The sequence below is a fragment of the Lysobacter antibioticus genome (assembly GCF_000731095.1).
GTDB lineage: Bacteria > Pseudomonadota > Gammaproteobacteria > Xanthomonadales > Xanthomonadaceae > Lysobacter > Lysobacter antibioticus_B.
Map to the genome: position 1 here is coordinate 20,339 of NZ_JMTZ01000001.1, position 16,072 is coordinate 36,410.

Annotated in this window: 16 protein-coding genes; 5 read left to right on the plus strand and 11 right to left on the minus strand. The window is 67.1% G+C overall.

Annotated elements, in window-relative coordinates:
• Window positions 1-14: 14 nt before the first annotated feature.
• Complete coding sequence (locus EX88_RS0100080) at window positions 15-701, minus strand: hypothetical protein (RefSeq protein ID WP_152565988.1); 687 nt, start codon at window positions 699-701, stop codon at window positions 15-17.
• 430 nt (window positions 702-1,131) lie between these two features.
• Here EX88_RS0100080 and EX88_RS0100085 point away from each other — a divergent pair, with 430 nt between their 5' ends.
• Complete coding sequence (locus tag EX88_RS0100085; RefSeq protein ID WP_036147687.1) at window positions 1,132-2,097, plus strand: chitinase; 966 nt, start codon at window positions 1,132-1,134, stop codon at window positions 2,095-2,097.
• 83 nt (window positions 2,098-2,180) lie between these two features.
• Here EX88_RS0100085 and EX88_RS0100090 read toward each other — a convergent pair whose 3' ends face one another.
• The 4 genes from EX88_RS0100090 to EX88_RS0100105 form a co-directional block, all read right to left on the minus strand.
• Entirely contained in the window at window positions 2,181-2,768 is a 588-nt protein-coding gene (locus EX88_RS0100090) for a hypothetical protein (RefSeq protein WP_031369992.1), read from the minus strand.
• 164 nt (window positions 2,769-2,932) lie between these two features.
• Entirely contained in the window at window positions 2,933-3,667 is a 735-nt protein-coding gene (locus tag EX88_RS0100095; protein ID WP_031369993.1) for a hypothetical protein, read from the minus strand.
• 327 nt (window positions 3,668-3,994) lie between these two features.
• Entirely contained in the window at window positions 3,995-5,467 is a 1,473-nt protein-coding gene (locus EX88_RS0100100) for a PhoPQ-activated pathogenicity-related family protein (protein WP_051884235.1), read from the minus strand.
• A 143-nt stretch (window positions 5,468-5,610) separates the two neighbouring features.
• Window positions 5,611-6,045 carry a hypothetical protein gene (locus EX88_RS0100105; RefSeq protein WP_031369995.1) on the minus strand — a complete coding sequence of 145 codons (435 nt, stop codon included), beginning with the start codon at window positions 6,043-6,045 and terminating at the stop codon, window positions 5,611-5,613.
• Between the two features lie 268 nt (window positions 6,046-6,313).
• Here EX88_RS0100105 and EX88_RS24150 point away from each other — a divergent pair, with 268 nt between their 5' ends.
• Complete coding sequence (locus EX88_RS24150) at window positions 6,314-7,714, plus strand: S41 family peptidase (RefSeq protein ID WP_051884236.1); 1,401 nt, start codon at window positions 6,314-6,316, stop codon at window positions 7,712-7,714.
• A gap of 198 nt (window positions 7,715-7,912) precedes the next feature.
• Here the strand turns inward: EX88_RS24150 and EX88_RS0100115 are convergent, their stop codons facing one another.
• The 5 genes from EX88_RS0100115 to EX88_RS0100135 all read right to left on the minus strand — a co-directional run bounded on the left by EX88_RS0100115 (window position 7,913) and on the right by EX88_RS0100135 (window position 12,988).
• Window positions 7,913-9,244 carry a hypothetical protein gene (locus EX88_RS0100115; RefSeq protein WP_200875774.1) on the minus strand — a complete coding sequence of 444 codons (1,332 nt, stop codon included), beginning with the start codon at window positions 9,242-9,244 and terminating at the stop codon, window positions 7,913-7,915.
• Between the two features lie 390 nt (window positions 9,245-9,634).
• The gene (locus EX88_RS0100120) at window positions 9,635-10,228 is read right to left on the minus strand and encodes an HAD family hydrolase (RefSeq protein ID WP_031369998.1); all 594 of its coding nucleotides are present in this window, start codon (window positions 10,226-10,228) and stop codon (window positions 9,635-9,637) included.
• A gap of 375 nt (window positions 10,229-10,603) precedes the next feature.
• Entirely contained in the window at window positions 10,604-10,894 is a 291-nt protein-coding gene (locus EX88_RS0100125; RefSeq protein ID WP_051884237.1) for a PAAR domain-containing protein, read from the minus strand.
• 181 nt (window positions 10,895-11,075) lie between these two features.
• Window positions 11,076-11,690, minus strand: coding sequence for a hypothetical protein (locus EX88_RS0100130; RefSeq protein WP_031370000.1), 615 nt, complete (start codon window positions 11,688-11,690; stop codon window positions 11,076-11,078).
• A gap of 155 nt (window positions 11,691-11,845) precedes the next feature.
• Window positions 11,846-12,988, minus strand: coding sequence for an alpha/beta fold hydrolase (locus tag EX88_RS0100135; RefSeq protein ID WP_081930492.1), 1,143 nt, complete (start codon window positions 12,986-12,988; stop codon window positions 11,846-11,848).
• Window positions 12,989-13,110: 122 nt separating this feature from the next.
• Here EX88_RS0100135 and EX88_RS0100140 point away from each other — a divergent pair, with 122 nt between their 5' ends.
• Both EX88_RS0100140 and EX88_RS0100145 read left to right on the plus strand, forming a co-directional pair.
• On the plus strand, window positions 13,111-13,404 hold the full coding sequence (locus tag EX88_RS0100140) for a cyclic-phosphate processing receiver domain-containing protein (RefSeq protein ID WP_031370002.1): 294 nt from the start codon (window positions 13,111-13,113) through the stop codon (window positions 13,402-13,404).
• Window positions 13,405-13,560: 156 nt separating this feature from the next.
• Complete coding sequence (locus tag EX88_RS0100145) at window positions 13,561-14,424, plus strand: DUF1684 domain-containing protein (protein WP_031370003.1); 864 nt, start codon at window positions 13,561-13,563, stop codon at window positions 14,422-14,424.
• 482 nt (window positions 14,425-14,906) lie between these two features.
• Here EX88_RS0100145 and EX88_RS0100150 read toward each other — a convergent pair whose 3' ends face one another.
• Window positions 14,907-15,335 (minus strand): VOC family protein, encoded by a 429-nt coding sequence (locus tag EX88_RS0100150; RefSeq protein ID WP_031370004.1) that lies wholly within the window; start codon window positions 15,333-15,335, stop codon window positions 14,907-14,909.
• A gap of 68 nt (window positions 15,336-15,403) precedes the next feature.
• On the opposite strand from EX88_RS0100150, the gene EX88_RS0100155 reads away from it, so the two are divergent.
• Window positions 15,404-16,030, plus strand: coding sequence for a TetR/AcrR family transcriptional regulator (locus EX88_RS0100155; RefSeq protein WP_031370005.1), 627 nt, complete (start codon window positions 15,404-15,406; stop codon window positions 16,028-16,030).
• Window positions 16,031-16,072 lie beyond the last annotated feature (42 nt).

Genomic DNA, 16,072 nt, shown 5'->3' on the forward strand with positions numbered 1-16,072 from the left:
CATCCCGGACGGCGCTACAGCTCCGGCGTGCTGGCCTCGATGATGCGCTCGCTTTCCTCGCGCTCGTGGCTGCGGTCCGGGCCGCTCAGCGCGGCGTCGGCATTGGCGCGATGCTGGGCGCGCACGTCCGGCGGCAGCACGTCGATCTGGCGGTGCGCCTGGGCCACCGCGCGTTCGCCGGGCTTGAGCTGGCAGTTGCGGCTGAGGATCTCGAGCTCGTCGCCGGTCTGCGCCGCGCCGCTCTGCAGATTGATCACCACCCCGAGCGTGTCGCCCATCGGTTCGAGCCGGTTGCAGATCGCATCGATGGTGCCGTAGCTGCGCTGGCCGTTACGGTCGACGATGGCCAACAGGTTTTCGCCGTCCACCCATACCGCCGAACGCACGCCGGCCACGCTCTTGGCGGCGATGCGCGCATTCTCGCGGTCGATACGGCGGGCCGGGTCGACCAGGCGGATCGCGCGACGCAGGTCGCGGTCGAGCGCTTCGACGTTCTGGTGCAAGGCGACCTGGTCGCCGGCGATCGCCTGACCGCGCATCTTCGCCAGGCGCTCGGCGGTTTCGCTGCGGTCGATCGGCACGCCGGCGCGCGCCGGTTTCTGCGCCACCTCGCGCTCGGCCTGGCCGCTGCAGGCGCACAGCGCCACGGACAACATCAAGCCGCAGAGAACTGCGCCAACTGCATTTGCGCCACGTTTCATCGCATCACCTCGTGCAGTGAGGACGGCCCGTATCGATCGGCCGGGCCTTGGCCGCCCCGACCGCTTTATACCCCGCGACGGCCCGGAACGGTTGCCGCATCGCAACGCAAATGCGACCGCGGTCGCGCCTCGGCCGCTTCGATGCAAGCGCGGGCCGGGCCGGGACGCGTTTCGCGACCGCGTCCCGGATTCGCCGGCGACCGCGCCGCTACAGTCGTTTGCAGGTCGTTCGCGACCGTCGCCACCCGCATGCGGCCTGAATGGACGCATGCCGATCCTGGGAACGGCCGGCTATCGCACCGGTCGCAGCGACGGTGCCTGAGCGCAGGCAAGGCCCATAAGCATAAGCAAGCCGCATGCAACGCCTCGCATCCGGATCGACCGCATGCGTACCCCGGGGGGACCGAGCGTCCACAACCGAGGATACGTAATGAACGCACCCAACCAGACCGCCCCCTACGGCAAGCGCCGCCGCACCGCCTGGGCCGTCGCCGGCCTGCTCTGCGCCCACGGCGCTTTCGCCGCACCGCAGGCACCGCGCGAAGACCTGTCCGCTGCACCGAACACGACGACGCAGGCCGGGCCCAGCGCGACCTGCAGCTATGTCGACTGGAGCCGCGGCATCAACTACACACTCGGCACCATCGTGAAATACCTGCCCAACGGCCAGTACTACAAGCTGGTCAACGTCGGCAGCAACGGCAGCGACGGCACCGACCCGACCATCAGCACCTGGTACTGGCAGCCGACCAGTTGCGACAACACCACCCCGCCGGGCGGCGGCGGCTTCATCGTCACCCAGGCGCAGTTCAACCAGATGTTCCCGAACCGCAACCCGTTCTATACCTACGCCGGCCTGGTCGCGGCGATCAAGTCGTATCCGAACTTCGCCCACGAAGGCGGCGACACCATCGCCCGCCAGGAAGCGGCGGCCTTCCTCGCCAACGTCAACCAGGAAACCGGCGGGCTGGTGCATATCCGCGAGCTAAACCAGGCCAACTGGAACCATTACTGCGCACCGGCCGGCACCTGCGGCAACAAGCAGTACTACGGGCGCGGGCCGATCCAGCTCAGCTGGAACTACAACTACGCCGCCGCCGGCAACGCGCTCGGCCTAGACCTGCTCAACAACCCCGACCTGGTCGCGACCAACGCCGCGATCGCCTGGCAGACCGCGCTGTGGTACTGGATGACCCAACGCGGCGGCGCCAGCAATACGCCGCACCAAGCGATGGTGAACCTGCGCGCGTTCGGCGAAACCATCCGTGCGATCAACGGCGGCATCGAATGCAACGCCAGCGGCCTGGGCCACCAGCAGATGCTCAACCGCGGCACCTACTACCGCAATTTCGCCGCGATCCTCGGCGTGCCGCCGGGCAACAACCTCACCTGTTGATCGGCACCGCGTCTCGATCGATGCCGCGTCCGGCCGCCGCATGCGCGGCCGGACGTTTCGCGGTGGCGGAGGTGACGCGCGCGTCAGCCGTCGAAGGCGGCGCAGCCGATCTCCTGCGTGCCCGCCTGCTCGCCGGCACGCACGAAGCGCAGATCCGGCATCGGCACGTCCTCGCTCGGCTTCGCGGTCGGCACCCCGAGCTTGAAGTACTCGCGATAGGCCTCGGGCACCGGCTGCGCGCCGATCGCCGCGCGCGCTTGTTCCGCGCTCGCCTCGACGACCACGGCGAAGGTCGAACCGCTGCCGAAGTCGTAATCGACGCGGCGCACCGGGAAACCGTGCAGACGCGTGGGACGGCTGGGGGTGAGCGTGCCCCAGCCGGGGCCGACGTCGCCGAGATTGCTGTCCGGGTCGATCGCCACGCCGGCTTGGCGCAGGGTCTGCGCGAATGCAGCGTCCTGCACATCGGCGAAGTACTCGCCCTGGCAAGCCGCATTGGCGGCGACCCAGGCGGCGAAATCGAACGCCGCGGCCGCCGCGGGCACGGTCGCGGGCGGCGATGGCGGTGCGGCGGCGACCGGCGACTTCGCGTTCTCGTCGTCCGGGCCGACGCAGGCCGACAAGGCCAACGCCAGCAACCATGCCCCCTTGCTCAGGATCTTGCCTTCCATGTCCCCGCCTCCGTAATCCGATGGCCACAGCCTACCCCGCAGGGCGACATCGGGACACAGAACGCCGGAGACTGACGGGCGTGAAGCCGGCGGTCGTGAAGCGCGCGGCTTGCGCGTGTCACGACCGCCGGCACGGGCCGAAAGGCCGGGTTCCGCCTATCCGATCATTCCGCGGTGAGGTAATAGGTGAAAGTCTTGTCGTGGCCGATCGTATTGGTGCCGTGCACGACCAACGTATGCGAACCCGGTGCGAGCGGCTTGAACATCATGAAGAAACCGTCGACCACCGCCGGCTGCCAGGCGCCGGTGATGCAGCCGTCCATGCGCGGGCGCAGACTCAGATCGCCCTTGATCGAGAACAGGTTGTCGGACGCGTAGCGATAGCCGAACACATCGCGGATCGGGCGCCCGTCCAGGCTCACTTCGAGCAGGTTCACCGTGTCCATCGCCGCGGCCGCATCCTGGCGCAGGAAGTCGTACAGGGATTGGCCCGGCGCCGGCTCGAAGTTGGGGTCGGGACAGGGATAGGTGTTCACCACCGCGCCGATGTAGAGCAGGATCGACTTGCCGCGCGGGATCGTGCAGTGGCGCGTGCCGCTGAACACCGGCGGCCCGGCGATGCGGGCGATGTACCAGACCGGCCCGTGCTGGTCGACCGCGCAGTTGGCGCCGGTCGGGTCGTACAGCGGGCTGCGCTCCAAGGGTTGCGCGTACACCCATTGCGAAGCGGTTTCGCCCCAGGTCGACATGCTCTTGCCGAAGGGTCTCGAATCGCGTGGATACAACACGCGCTGGTTGGCGTGGTGGCTGCCGTTGTCGACGGCGGGGCTGCCGGCCTGCGCCGAAGCGTTGCAGGCGAGCAGGACGGAAAGCAGGACGGAGATACGGGGCTGGCGCATGGGACGATCCCTCGGCTGAGGTGGATACGGCGACGGTGCCTGCGCGAGCGGATGCGATGGAGTGCGGACGCGCGCGCAGGCCTCGGGCGATTGCCTTGGCGAAGGCGCAAGCGCTCCCGGCGGCCACCCGCGATAGCGGGCCGCATCGGGAGGGTTCGGCAACGGATCGCCATCCAGCAAGCACCCTCGGCGCGAAGCTAGGCTGCGTGCCGGGCGATTACTCGCTGGTTTCGGACAAGGTCGTCCGTGGGCGCGTTTTCGGTCTGCCTGTGCACAAGGCGATGCGCGCCAGGCGCATCGCCGTGGCTCTGTTTACCGCGGCACGCGCTATTGAGGCACCATCAGGCAAGCGCCGTTGCCGTTCGGCGGCGGTTGCTGCGGAAAGGTCTTTTCCGGATACACATGCACCGGCGTGGTGGCGACGAAGCCGTCGGCGAAGGCGAATTCGACGAAGGCCGCCGACCAGCCCGTGGCGGGCAGCGTCAACGCGGCCTCGACGCTGTTGCGGGTCAGCGGCAACGGCGATTCGCGGTAACGGATGCCGCAGGCATAGCGAAAATCGCGCCCGCCCGGATTGTCGGCGACCCACAGCTTGGCGCTGACCGGCCGCTCCGAGGCGCGCGCGCTCAGTCGCAGCTGGCCGCCACGCTGGTTGAGCCGCGCGCGCACGCTCGGCAAGGATTCGTTGCGCCCCCAGCGTTGCAAGGCCGGGATCAGGGTCTCGCGCATATGCCGGCGCACCCCGCCGTGATCGGAGTTCGGCGCCGCGCGCAGGCTGGTCGCGCCGGGCAGATCGTCGACATAGAGCCGCTGCGCATCGGGCGGGAAGAAATCGTCGCCGCTGGCGCTGACCAGGTACTTCGGAATGCGCAGACGCTGACGGTGGCGCGTGCGCAGGTAGGCGTAAGGGTCTTCGATCTTCATCAGGTCGTCGAACTCGGGCTGCCGGTAGCGCGTGGTGATGCCTTCCTGGTGGTAGGGCTGCAAGGCGATCGGCCAACCGCCGCCGTAGCTGCGGTTGATGTGTTCGATCAGGGCCTGGATGCGCATGTCGATGACGTAGGAGACGATCGCCTCCACGCGCGGGTCGCCGATCGCGGTCAGCCACGCGGTCCAGGCGCGCTTGGACGCACCGGTGACGACGAACGAACGCACCCGCCAGCCGCGCAGTTCGCGCTCGGCCAGGTCCATCGCCTTGACCGCGCTTTCGGCCATCGGCACGTGCAGCGGCAGGGTCGTATTCGCCGCCGGGTCGTCGAGGAAACGGCGCCAGGTCGCGGCGACCAGCACGTCCTCTTTCTTCGCGACCGTCTCGCCGGGCAGGGTCAGGTATTGGTTCGGCACGTCCGACACCGAAACCACGATGGTGTGGGTGCTGCGGGCGACTTCGAGCGCCAGGGTCTCGTCGAAATCGCTCGGCGGCCGCACCGGGTCGTTGCCGCTGGCGCGGTTGCTGCCGTTGTTGATCACCAGCAAAGCCGACTTCGGCCGGGCCACATCGGGAATGTAGATGTCGACCCGATGCGTCCATTCGGGCGGGATGGCGCCGCCGTTCTCGGGCCAATGCTGCGAAGCCAGGCGATAACTGCGTTTCTCCACGCCCTCCAGCGGCGTGCTGCCGAGGCTTTCGTAACGCAGCGGCACACGCGCCTGGCGCTGGCGATAGTCGGGCCAGACCTGGCTGTAATCGATGCGATGGCCCGACGTGTCCGGTGCCGCTGTCGAGGCCGCGGCCATGGCGGTCGCGCTCGACGCGAGCGCCATCGCCGCCAATCCCCAGCCCAGCAACCGCTGTTTCATCGATGGTCGAATGCTCGGAACCGTCCTCCGACTGATCGTCCGATTCATCGTATTCAGCCCTCGCCTGCCGTATCGGCGTCCAGCCTAAACGCAAACCCGGGCCGGACCTGTGCGGCAGCGCAGAGATCGGCCGAAGGCGCGGCCTACAGGTTGCGCCAGGCGCCGATCAATCCGAACAGATGGACCAGGCCGATGGCGAAGCAGATCGCCGAGCTCCAATACCAGAACGGGGTCGCCGGCTGCGGCACCGAAGCCACCGCCATCGGCACGACCACGAGCCCGCGCAGCAGATACACCGCGGTAATCGCGCACAGTGCCGGTTTGGCCCAGGGCCACGGCGCGATCAGGCCCGAGCCCGACAAGGCATAGCCGCCCCAGATCGCCAGCATGAGGGCGATGCAGGCGGTGAGCGCGGCCGGATACAGGCGCCCGGCTTCGTCCATGCGCGCCATGCCTTCGCCGGCGCCGAAGAAGCGATACCAGGCGGCGCCGCCGAAGATCACCGCGACATGGGCCAACGCCGCCAGCCCATTGAGGACCGCGGCGAACAACAACCAGGGCTGCGAGAGCTGCGACATCATGCGGCTTCGGGCCCGGAAGCATGGACGAAGTAGAGAGATCGGATCGGCATCGAGCGATCCTGGCGGACACGAAAACTGTGCGCGAGTGCCGAAAGCAACGGTCGCGCCGGCTGCGGATACCGAAGGCCGTATCCGGCGCCAACAGACAGCCTGTTGGCACGGGTTGCGACGCATCGGCGCCCGAGGGCATCCACGGAAGACATGGCCCCTCGCCGACCGCCGCGGCGGAATCGTTCCGTTGCGGCGGCCTTCCCCGGAGACCCTCATGCGCACCGCCCAGCGTCTGATCCATTCCCTGCTCGCACCGCTGTTGTTGCTGTGCCTGCCCGGCACCGTCCATGCCGCCGCCGCGACGCCGCGCGACAGCGTCGCCGACGTCGCCCGCCGCATCCAGGATCATTACTACGACGTCGATCGCGCGGCGAAGATCGGCGAGAGCCTGCGCAAGGCCGCGGCCGAAGGCGAATTCGACCGCTACACCGACCCGCGCGACCTCGCCACCGCCTTGACCGAACGCATCAAGTCCCACGATGGCCATTTCCGGGTCAATTGGCTCGCGCCCGAACAACGCGCTGCCGATCCACGTGGGCCGACGCAAGGTGCCGACGCCGGGCCGCGACTCGCCCCTGCGGGTGTCGGTGCCGGCCCGGGTGCGGGACCCCGCGTGCGCGGGCGGCCCGGCCCGAACGTGGCCCAGCCCGTCGATTACGCGCGTCGCCGCAACTACGGCGTGCATCGGGTCGAGGTCCTGCCCGGCAATCTCGGCTATCTGGATCTGAAAGAGTTCGCCGACTTCCGCTTCGGCGAGCCACGCGCACCGGCGCGCGTCGCCCTCGAATCGGCGCTGCAACTGCTGGCCTCCACCGATGCGCTGATCATCGACCTGCGCGACAACGGCGGCGGCTCGCCGGTCTCGGTCGGCTATCTGGTCAGCGCGTTCACCCCGAAAGGCGCCGACATCTACAGCAGCTTCCACTGGCGCGACGGCGACAGCCTCGGCAGCACCTCCGAAGCGCCTGTGGACTGGTACCCGAACCCGCGCCTGGACGTGCCGCTGTATCTGCTGACCAGCCCGCGCACCGCCTCGGCCGCCGAGGCCCTGGTCTATACGCTCAAGAACGTCGGCCGCGCGGTGGTGATCGGCGAGACCAGCGCCGGCGCCGCCAATCCCGGCGCCGAGATCGACGCCGGCAACGGCTTCAGCGTCTTCGTCGCGACCGGCACACCGACCAGCCCGATCACCCATCGCAACTGGGAGGGCAGCGGCATCGCCCCCGACGTCGCCGTGCCGCAACGCGAGGCCTTGCGCACGGCGCAAGCGCTCGCCCTGGACAGCCTGCTGAAGAAAGGCCTGAGCGGCGGCGATGCGATCGATGCGCGCTGGGCGCTCGACGCGGTGCGCGCCGAGTCCGCATCCGTGCCGGCGCCGGCCCACGCCGAGTACACCGGCCAATACGATCGCATGCGCATCGAAGAAGACGCCGGCCGTCTGTATCTGCGCAACGGCAAACGCCCGCAGCAGCCCCTGGCCGCGCTGGAACGCGACCTGTTCTACCTCGTCGACGACCCGAGCGTGCGGGTGCGCTTCGAGCGCAACGGCGACGGTCGCGTGGCCGCACTGGAAACCCTGCGCCCGGACGGCAGCGCCAACCGCTACAGGCGCTGAAGCGGCGGGCGTTGAAATGGTGGGCGTTGAAGCGGCCGTATCAGCACGGCCTGCCGGCGACGCGCGGCGGCATCGCGCCGCGCGTCGTCCTTCACAGGCCCGCCGGGCCTGCGTTTGTTGTCTGTGCAGAGCGTCGCAGCCTGCGTCGGCGACCCCTATCATCCGCCTCCGGCCGGGCTGCCGACGCTCTGCGCCCGATCACAGCTCGCGCAGGAACGCGACCAGGTCTTCCTTCTCCTGCTGCTCCAGACGCGTCTGCAATACGACGTTGAAGAACTCGACCGTGTCCTCCAGGGTCAACAGACGACCGTCGTGCAGGTACGGCGGCGAGTCCTTGATGCCGCGCAGTGGAAAGGTCTTGATCGGTCCGTCAGCGCTGGCATAGCGGCCGTTGATCGTGTGCGGCTTGAAGAAGCGCTCGACTTGCAGGTTATGCATGCTGTTGTCGGTGTAATACGGCGGCGTGTGACAGGCCGAGCATTGCGCCTTGCCGAAGAACAGGGCCTCGCCGCGCTTCTCGGCCTCGCCGGCATCGGCCTTGAGGCGCCCGAACACGTCGAGCTTCGGCGCCGGCGGGAAATCCAGCAGCGCCTGGAACTCGCCCATCGCGTGTACCTGATGACCGCGGTCGAGGATGTTGATGCCCTTCTTGGTCGCGATCACCGGGTCGCCGTCGAAATAGGCCGCGCGCTGCTCGAACTCGGTGAAATCCTCGACCGTCTTCAAGGCCCGCTGCGAACCGAACAGGCGCTGGATGTTGACGCCGCGCAAGGTCGGGGTGTCGATGCGATGACGGAACGGCTGTGGCCGAATATCGCCGACCAGATGCGTCGCCGCGACCGTATGCCCGTTGCTGTGGCAGTCCAGGCAGGCGACGCCGCGGCTCGGCAGGGCCGAACGCCTGTCCTCGGTCTGGTTGAACTGCTGCTGCGCGAACGGAGTCACCAGCAAGCGCAAGCCTTCCAACTGCTTGGGGTTCAACACACCGTTGAACAGCTCGAAGTAGTTGTTGATCGTGACCAATTGGCCCTTCGACACATCGCCCAGGTCGGGCCGCGTGGTCAGATAAATCGGCGCGGGAAAGTCCGGAAGAAAATGATCGGGCAAGTCGAAATCCAGATCGAAGCGGGTCAGGTCGCGCTGCTCGGCGCGCTTGACCGCATCGATGTGAAACTGCGGAAACAGCATGCCGCCCTCGGGATGGTTCGGATGCGGCAAGGGCAGGAACCCGACCGGAAACAGGCCGCGCTCGCGGATCTGTTCCGGGCTCATCGCGCCAAGCTCCTCCCAACTCGTCCCCGACGGCAGCCGCGCGCGCACCCCGCCCTGCACCGGCTTGCCGCCCGACATACTCACGCCGCGCACCGGTTTGTTGCCCAGGTCGTAGCGTTGTTCGAGCAGGCTGCGATGGCGTTGCATCACCGCCGGCTTGTCGCGCTCCATGCGCGACTTGATCGCGGCGAAGGTTTCCTTGATCACCACCGGCATGTAGCTGCTCGGAGGATCGGCGGCCAAGGCGATGCCGGACACGCCGAGTGCGCCTAGACATAACAGCCACAGTGGCCGAAGCCGTGGAGACTTCTGCTGCCTCATGGTCTTTCTCCCTGGATGGCGAAGACGTCGCTGTCGGGCACCGCGGACGCGGTGCGCTGCTCGAGGCTAGTCCTCGCGCAGGCACGAATGAAATCGTTTGATTCGATGGCAGCGATAGCCGATGGCTATACGCATGACGGCGCGGTTAAGCGCCGTGCGCATCGTCATGATGGTGGCGCGATGCAGGTCACGAAACCTTCTCTGCGTCGGAAGGGTCGCGGTCATGAAACCGCGGATACGATGCAAGCCGCATCCGCACCGTCGCGATCCGACCTCAGCGGTCTCTGGCGATGAACCGCGAATACCCGAATCGCCGCGCCTCGCGGCTCAGGCCACTTCCTGCCAGCGGTAATACTTGCGGTGCGCCAGATCGAGCAGATCCAGGTCTTCGACGGTATCGCCATAGGCATACACCGTTGCATAGTCGTCCAGATCGATCCGCTCGCGCACACGCCGCGGTTTTTCCGGTCCGCAGCAGTCGCGGTCGCGATAGCGCCCTGTCAGCACGCCGTCGCGCGACTCCAGATACGAACAGATGAACTCCAGGCCCTGGTCCTCGCACCAGGCGGCGACGAACAGATCCAGCGAAGCGGTCACCACGACCACGCGATCGCCGCGCTGGCGATGCCATTGGATGCGCTCCAGCGCTTCCGGCCGGATCTGCCGTGCGACCACCTCGCGCGCAAGGCGCGCGCCGGCGGCACGCACTTCGTGCTCAGGGCGTCCGCGATAGCCGAAAGCCACGATGCGCTTGCGCACCGTCAGCCCGGACACTAGGCCGAGCTTGTAGCCGACCACGTACGGCGCCAGCAGCACCTGGCCCAGGGCCAAGGTACGCCGGTCGATCGTGGCGCGCACGAAGCCCGGAAAGGTTTCGTCGAAGGTGATGGTGCCGTCGAAATCGAAAAGCGCCAGATCCATGCCCGCCGGGCGGCCCTGTCATCGGCAGCGGATGACTTGCATGGACGATCGCCGGCCCGGCGAAGTCTAGCCGGATTGAGTTGGGCTGCAGCGTGGGAGGGTGCTGTTGCCGTTCAATAAGGGTGGTTCTCGATCGAGAGCATATCCCCCGCCCCCCTTTTTCAAAGGGGGGAACTCTTCGGATGGGGTTCGAGATGGCTGAATCGGATTCGGCAGTCGGTCGACTCAGAACCAACCGCAGCACCGAACTCAGACACCGAAGCCGCCGAACCTTTGCCCCCTTTGACAAAGGGGGCTAGCGCCCAGCGCATCGGCCGAAAGCAAGCGACTTGTAGCGCGGGGGATTTGCTCTTGAGCGCCCTAAGGCCCTATCCATCAATCGGTCATCGGCCCGTACGGCATCAAGCCGAAACCGCGTTCGGATTCGACGATGGAACGCACCTGCCGCAGGGAAATCAGAATGCAGCCGCACAGGCAGAAGTCGCCGTGGCGCGCCGCCGGGCTGCCCTCGACCCGATGGGTCGGGTCGCCGGTCAGGACGATCGTCAGGCCGTGCTCGTGGCAATGCACCTCGTCGCCGACGCGCGCCCAACTGAAGCCGCCGGCGCGCTCCGGCGTCGAACCGGTCAGCACCGTGCCACCGCTGCTGGTCGTATCGCCGACCATTATCCAATGCCGAACCATCGCCCACCTCCGCTCTCGACTTGGTCAGACCTCAGGCAAGAAAACGGCGCAACGATCGCAGCGTGAATCGCCGCGCGATCGTCGGTTCCGCATTTCCGGACGCGCGTCATGTCGAACGGTCTTCCCCGCGGTATTCGAGAGCAATCGAAAGTTGCGCATATCGTCAACGTCCCGGCTGCGAGGCCGACAAGGCGATCGCCGACCCGGTGAACGGCAGCACCAGGTCGTAGATCGGCGCGGCCGGCGGCGTCGCCGGAAATGCGATCGGCGTGGTCGCGGCGGTGCCGAACTGGGTCACGCCGTCGAGGATCGTGCTGAGGTCGTAGCGGCGGCCGCCGAACTCGAAGGGCCAGCTGTCGATCAGGCGCGCGCTGAACACGTTGTTGGCGAACACCGAGGTCGAGGTCGCGCCGATCTGCGCCGCCAGCGTGGTGCCAACCACCAGGCCGGTGCGGCGGAAGGTCGCGATGCGTTCGCCCTGCGCGAACGAATCGGGCCGATCGAAATCGCCGGCCGGCTCGCGCTGCAGGTACACCGAGAACTCGCCGGCCGGGTCCAGCCCGAGCGTCAGCGCGCCGTTGTCGACGTCGGGCGCCACGAAGGGGCACGCGGCGAAGGTGAAGTACGCGGTGGTTTCGCCGACCGCGCCGGAGAACAAGGCGCCCTCGATGCCGGACAGGTGCAGGAAGTAGCCGTAATCGGCCAGCGATCCGGCAGGCGTGCGATAGAAACGTCCGGTGACGTACCAGGCGAGTTCGGCGGACAACAAAGGCGACATGGGCAGGCTCGGCGAGGCGGGGCGGTGCCGGCTCGGCAGGACCCCGCAAACGGAAGGGAACGCCGCATCCGCGACGTGTCCTCCAGCTAACGCCGGCAGGCCGAATCAGGAGGACAGCCGACCGCCCGCCAATGTCCGGAACCGTGCGCGAGCGCTCATTCCGGCGCGGCATCTCCGGCCCGCTCGGCGATCGGGCGGGCATAACGCACCAGCGAGACCAGGGTCTTGCCGGGCTCTTCGGTGAACATGACGTGCGCGGACCGCTCGAACCAGACCAATTGCTTGGACGGCGCCTGCAGGCGTCCGAACCATTCGGCCGCGAGTTCGGAAGAGACGTTGTAGTCGTCGCGGCCGTTGAACAGGATCACCGGGCAGTCCAGGCGCTGGACCGAGCTGTAGTCGCGCTGCATCGCCTCGACCAGCAAGCGCTTTTCCGAGAACTCGTTGCCCTCCCAGATGCGCGCGATCTCGGCGTCGCTGTATTCCGGCGCCAGCGCCACCGCGGCCGAGACCGTGTCGTAGCCCTGCAGACTGCGCAGGGCGCCGCCGTAATGGCCCAGCCATTTGCGCTGCAGGTACAGGTCCTTGGCCGCGAGCGGCTTGCCCGGTTGCGCATAGCCCTCGATCGTGGCGAGTTCGCGCAGCGCTTCGGCATTGCCGTCGCGCTTGGCGCGTTCGAGCGCGAACTGCAGGCCTCGGCGTTCGCTTTCCGGCGAATTGGTGACCTGGCCCATGCCGATGTAAGCATGCAGCCACTGCGGGCGGCGCTGGGCGAATTCGAGACCGAGCACGCTGCCCCAGGAATGGCCGAGCAGGAAAATCTTGTCCTTGCCGAATTCTTTGCGCAACCAGGCCACCATCTCCTCGGTGTCCTCGACCAGGCGCTCGCGCGTCATGGTCGGCTCGAGCTGGGCCGGATCGTTGAGCAGATAGGTCTTGCCGGCGCCGCGCTGGTCCCACTGCACGACGGTGAAGTAGTCCTCCCAACCGCGTTGGAAGTACCAGCTGTAGGGCATTTCCACGAAACCCGGCCCGCCGTGCAGCATCAACAGCACCGGATTGCGCTTGTCGACGCCGCGGATCGACACCCACTGCTCGATGCCGCCGATTTTCACCTTCTCGGCCCGCTCCACGCCTTCCGGAGTGACGATCCGGCGCAGATCGGCGATCAGCCGAGTGGCCTCGGCGCGGCTGGCCGGCTTCGCCGCCTGCTGCGCCGCGGCATTCGTGACTGCGCTCAGGCCCAGGGCCGCCGCGACGATCCAGCTCGTCGCCTTGTTCTGCCAATCGCTACGCATCTCGGTCGGTCTCCATTGTGGAGACACCAGAGATACGGGCCGGAGTGGAGCGGTTGCAGCGAACATTCCACGGCGATGCGGCCCATGGCAGCATGACGGCTCATTCCCGACAGGGCAGCAGGATGCGCGTGTATCTGGACGACGAACGCACCACCCCCGAGGGCTGGGTGCGCGTGTTCTGGCCCGACGAAGCCATCGCCCTGCTCGAAACCGGCGAAGTCAGTCAGATCAGCCTCGATCATGACCTCGGTGACGACGAGCGCGGCACCGGCTACGACGTGATCGTATGGATAGAAGAAGCCGTCGTCACACGCGGATTCCGGCCGCCGGCGATCAGCGTGCACTCGGCGAATCCGTCCGCACGCCTGCGCATGGAGGCCGGTATACGGGCGATCGAGCGCGCCAGCGCGGCTTGAACCGCAATAGGCCGCCCACCTCGCTGCACAACCGCTGTCGATTCCCGCCCTCCCCGTTCGTCGGATCATCAAGACAGCGCACACACGGCCGCTTGGGCCGCGCTAGCGTGCTCTGTCCTCGACCGCCCATTCACGCTTCCACTCCAGGACCCCGCCATGCGCTCCTTGCTCTGCTTGATCCTGTTGCTCAGCCTGCCCAGCCTCGCGATCGCCGATCCGCGCAAGGATTGGGACGATTTCCGCGCGGCGATGACCCAACATGCCGGCGGCCCCACCGGCATGTATGCGATCCAGGACGTCGCCGTCGTCGATGCCGGCAAGACCGTGCATCTCGCAGCGGCGCGCGCGCCCGCCGACATCCGCTGGGCCGAACAGGCCGGCGGCAAGGGCCAGTTCAGCGTCTCCTACGAGAACGGCCGCGCCCTCCTCCGCGGCCCGGGGCTGGCCGAGGTCGATCTGTTGAAAGCCAAGGAACAGCAACAGGCGCTGCCGGACGGGCTCATCGTGCGCGGCACCGTCTACGAAAAGTCGATCAAGGCCTGGCTCTACAACCCGAAGCTGCCGGCCCAGCGCTTCAAGAGCCTGAGCTTCTTTCCCTACGACCCCAAGGGTGTGGTCACCGCGACCTTCAAGCGCAAGAACGTGCCGGTCGGCGTGAGCCACCTGGACTCGCGCAACCACACCGGCCTGATGTACTGGATCGGCGACATCGAACTGCCGGTGCACGGCAAGACCTACCGCCTGCGCGCCTTCAATAAGGAAAAGGACTGGACCAAGATCAACCACGTCCTGCTGTTCCTGACCGACAAGACCTCGAAGAAGACCACTTACGGCGGTGGCCGCGTGCTCGAAACGCACTTCCCCGCCGGCGAAGCGCCGAACACGATGACGCTCAACTTGAACACGCTCTACAGCTTCCTGTGCGCGCATTCGGACTACTACAACTGCCCGATCAACCTCACCAGCTTCGTCGACACCGAACTGAAGTACGGCGAAATGTATCCGCCGCAGACGAAGTAAGCGCGATCGAGGCTTGAGCAAAGGGCAGCGCAAGCGGCCAAGCCCGGACTGCCGGCTTGGCCCGCGAGCAGCGGGCCGCTTCGTCGAGCAGCTATGCTTGCCGCCCATTCTCGACCGATAGCAAGTCCCGCCCCCGCTCATGCAGACACCGAAACCCGCTCGAACCGGCCGGATCCTGTTGACCTTATCTGGCGTGGCGCTGACCGCGGCCGGTACGTGCGCGATCCTCGCCGACGTTCTGGGCAATCGGCCGATACTGCTGGTGCAATCATCGAGCCATAGCTATCTGCGGATCGTGCCGACGCAGGGTCCTTATGCATTACCTGTCGGCATCGCCTTGACGCTGCTTGGGACGGGGCTGCTGATCGCATCGCGGTGGCGGCGCCCAAACCGATAGGCGCTGCCTCCGCAGCTATCTCGGCGAGCCCAGACCGTGCTGCGCACGGCAGCCATCGCAGGAATCGCATCGGCTGCTCGTACGATCACACCACCGGCAATGCGCTCGCATCGTACTGTTCGACGAACTCGCCGCTCGGCGGAATCGGCTTGATGATATCGATCAGCACGCCGTTCGGGTCGCTGGTAATGAAATGGCGCTGACCGAAGGCCTCGTCGCGCAGGCTCAACAGAATCGGCAAGCCGGCGTCCTGCAGTTGAGCGTGGACCGCGTCGACATCCTCGACCTCGAAGTTCAACAGCAGGCCGCCGACGCGGCCGCGTCCGGACTCGGGGATGGTGTGGTGGCGACCGTCCAGCACGGCCAGATTGATCGACGGGTCCTGCGCCGACTGCAGATGCACGTACCAGTCGCTGTTGAACAAGGCCACGAAGCCGAAATGGGCCTCGTAGAAAGATGCGGTGCCGGCAACGTCGTGGGTCATGATCACGGGGTAGTAGCTGGTGACTTTCATCTTGTCTGCTCTCTGGGATTTGACATACAGTCTGTATGTAAATCCAAATTAACATACAGGCTGTATGTATGCAACAACCTAGCCAGCCCCGATCGCCCCGCTCCAACCGCGAACGCACCGAAGCCACCCGCCACGGCTTGCTCGAGGCCGCGCGGGCCCTGTTCGTCAGCAAGGGCTATGGCGACACCTCCACGCCCGAGGTATCGGTCGCGGCCGGCACCACGCGCGGGGCGCTCTATCACCACTTCGTCGATAAGCGCGACCTGTTCCGGCACGTGCTGCAACGCGAAGCCGAGGCCGTCCGCAGCGACATCGTCGCCGCGGCGCCGGCCGGCTTGGGCGCGTACGAGGCGTTGATCGCCGGCAGCGAGGCCTATCTGCAGGCCATGGCCGTGCCCGGCCGCACCCGTTTGCTGTTGCTGGAAGGCCCGGCCGTGCTCGGACTGGCCGAGACCGCGGCGATCGACGAGTCCAATGCGGCCGAGACCCTGCATGCGGGCCTCTCCGCGGCAATCGGCGGCGGCGACGACGTATCCATCGACGCCCTGTCCAAACTGCTCTCGGCCGCGTTCGATCGTGCGGCCCTGGAGATCGATGCCGGCGGCGACCCCGAAGTGATCAAGGCGGCGATGCTGTGGTTGTTGCAGCGGGCGCTCGGCAAAGGCGGCGACAAAACGGCGCGCAAGCGTAAATAGGTATTGGCCCGCGACGACGAACGGGATGCACGCCTGCATCCA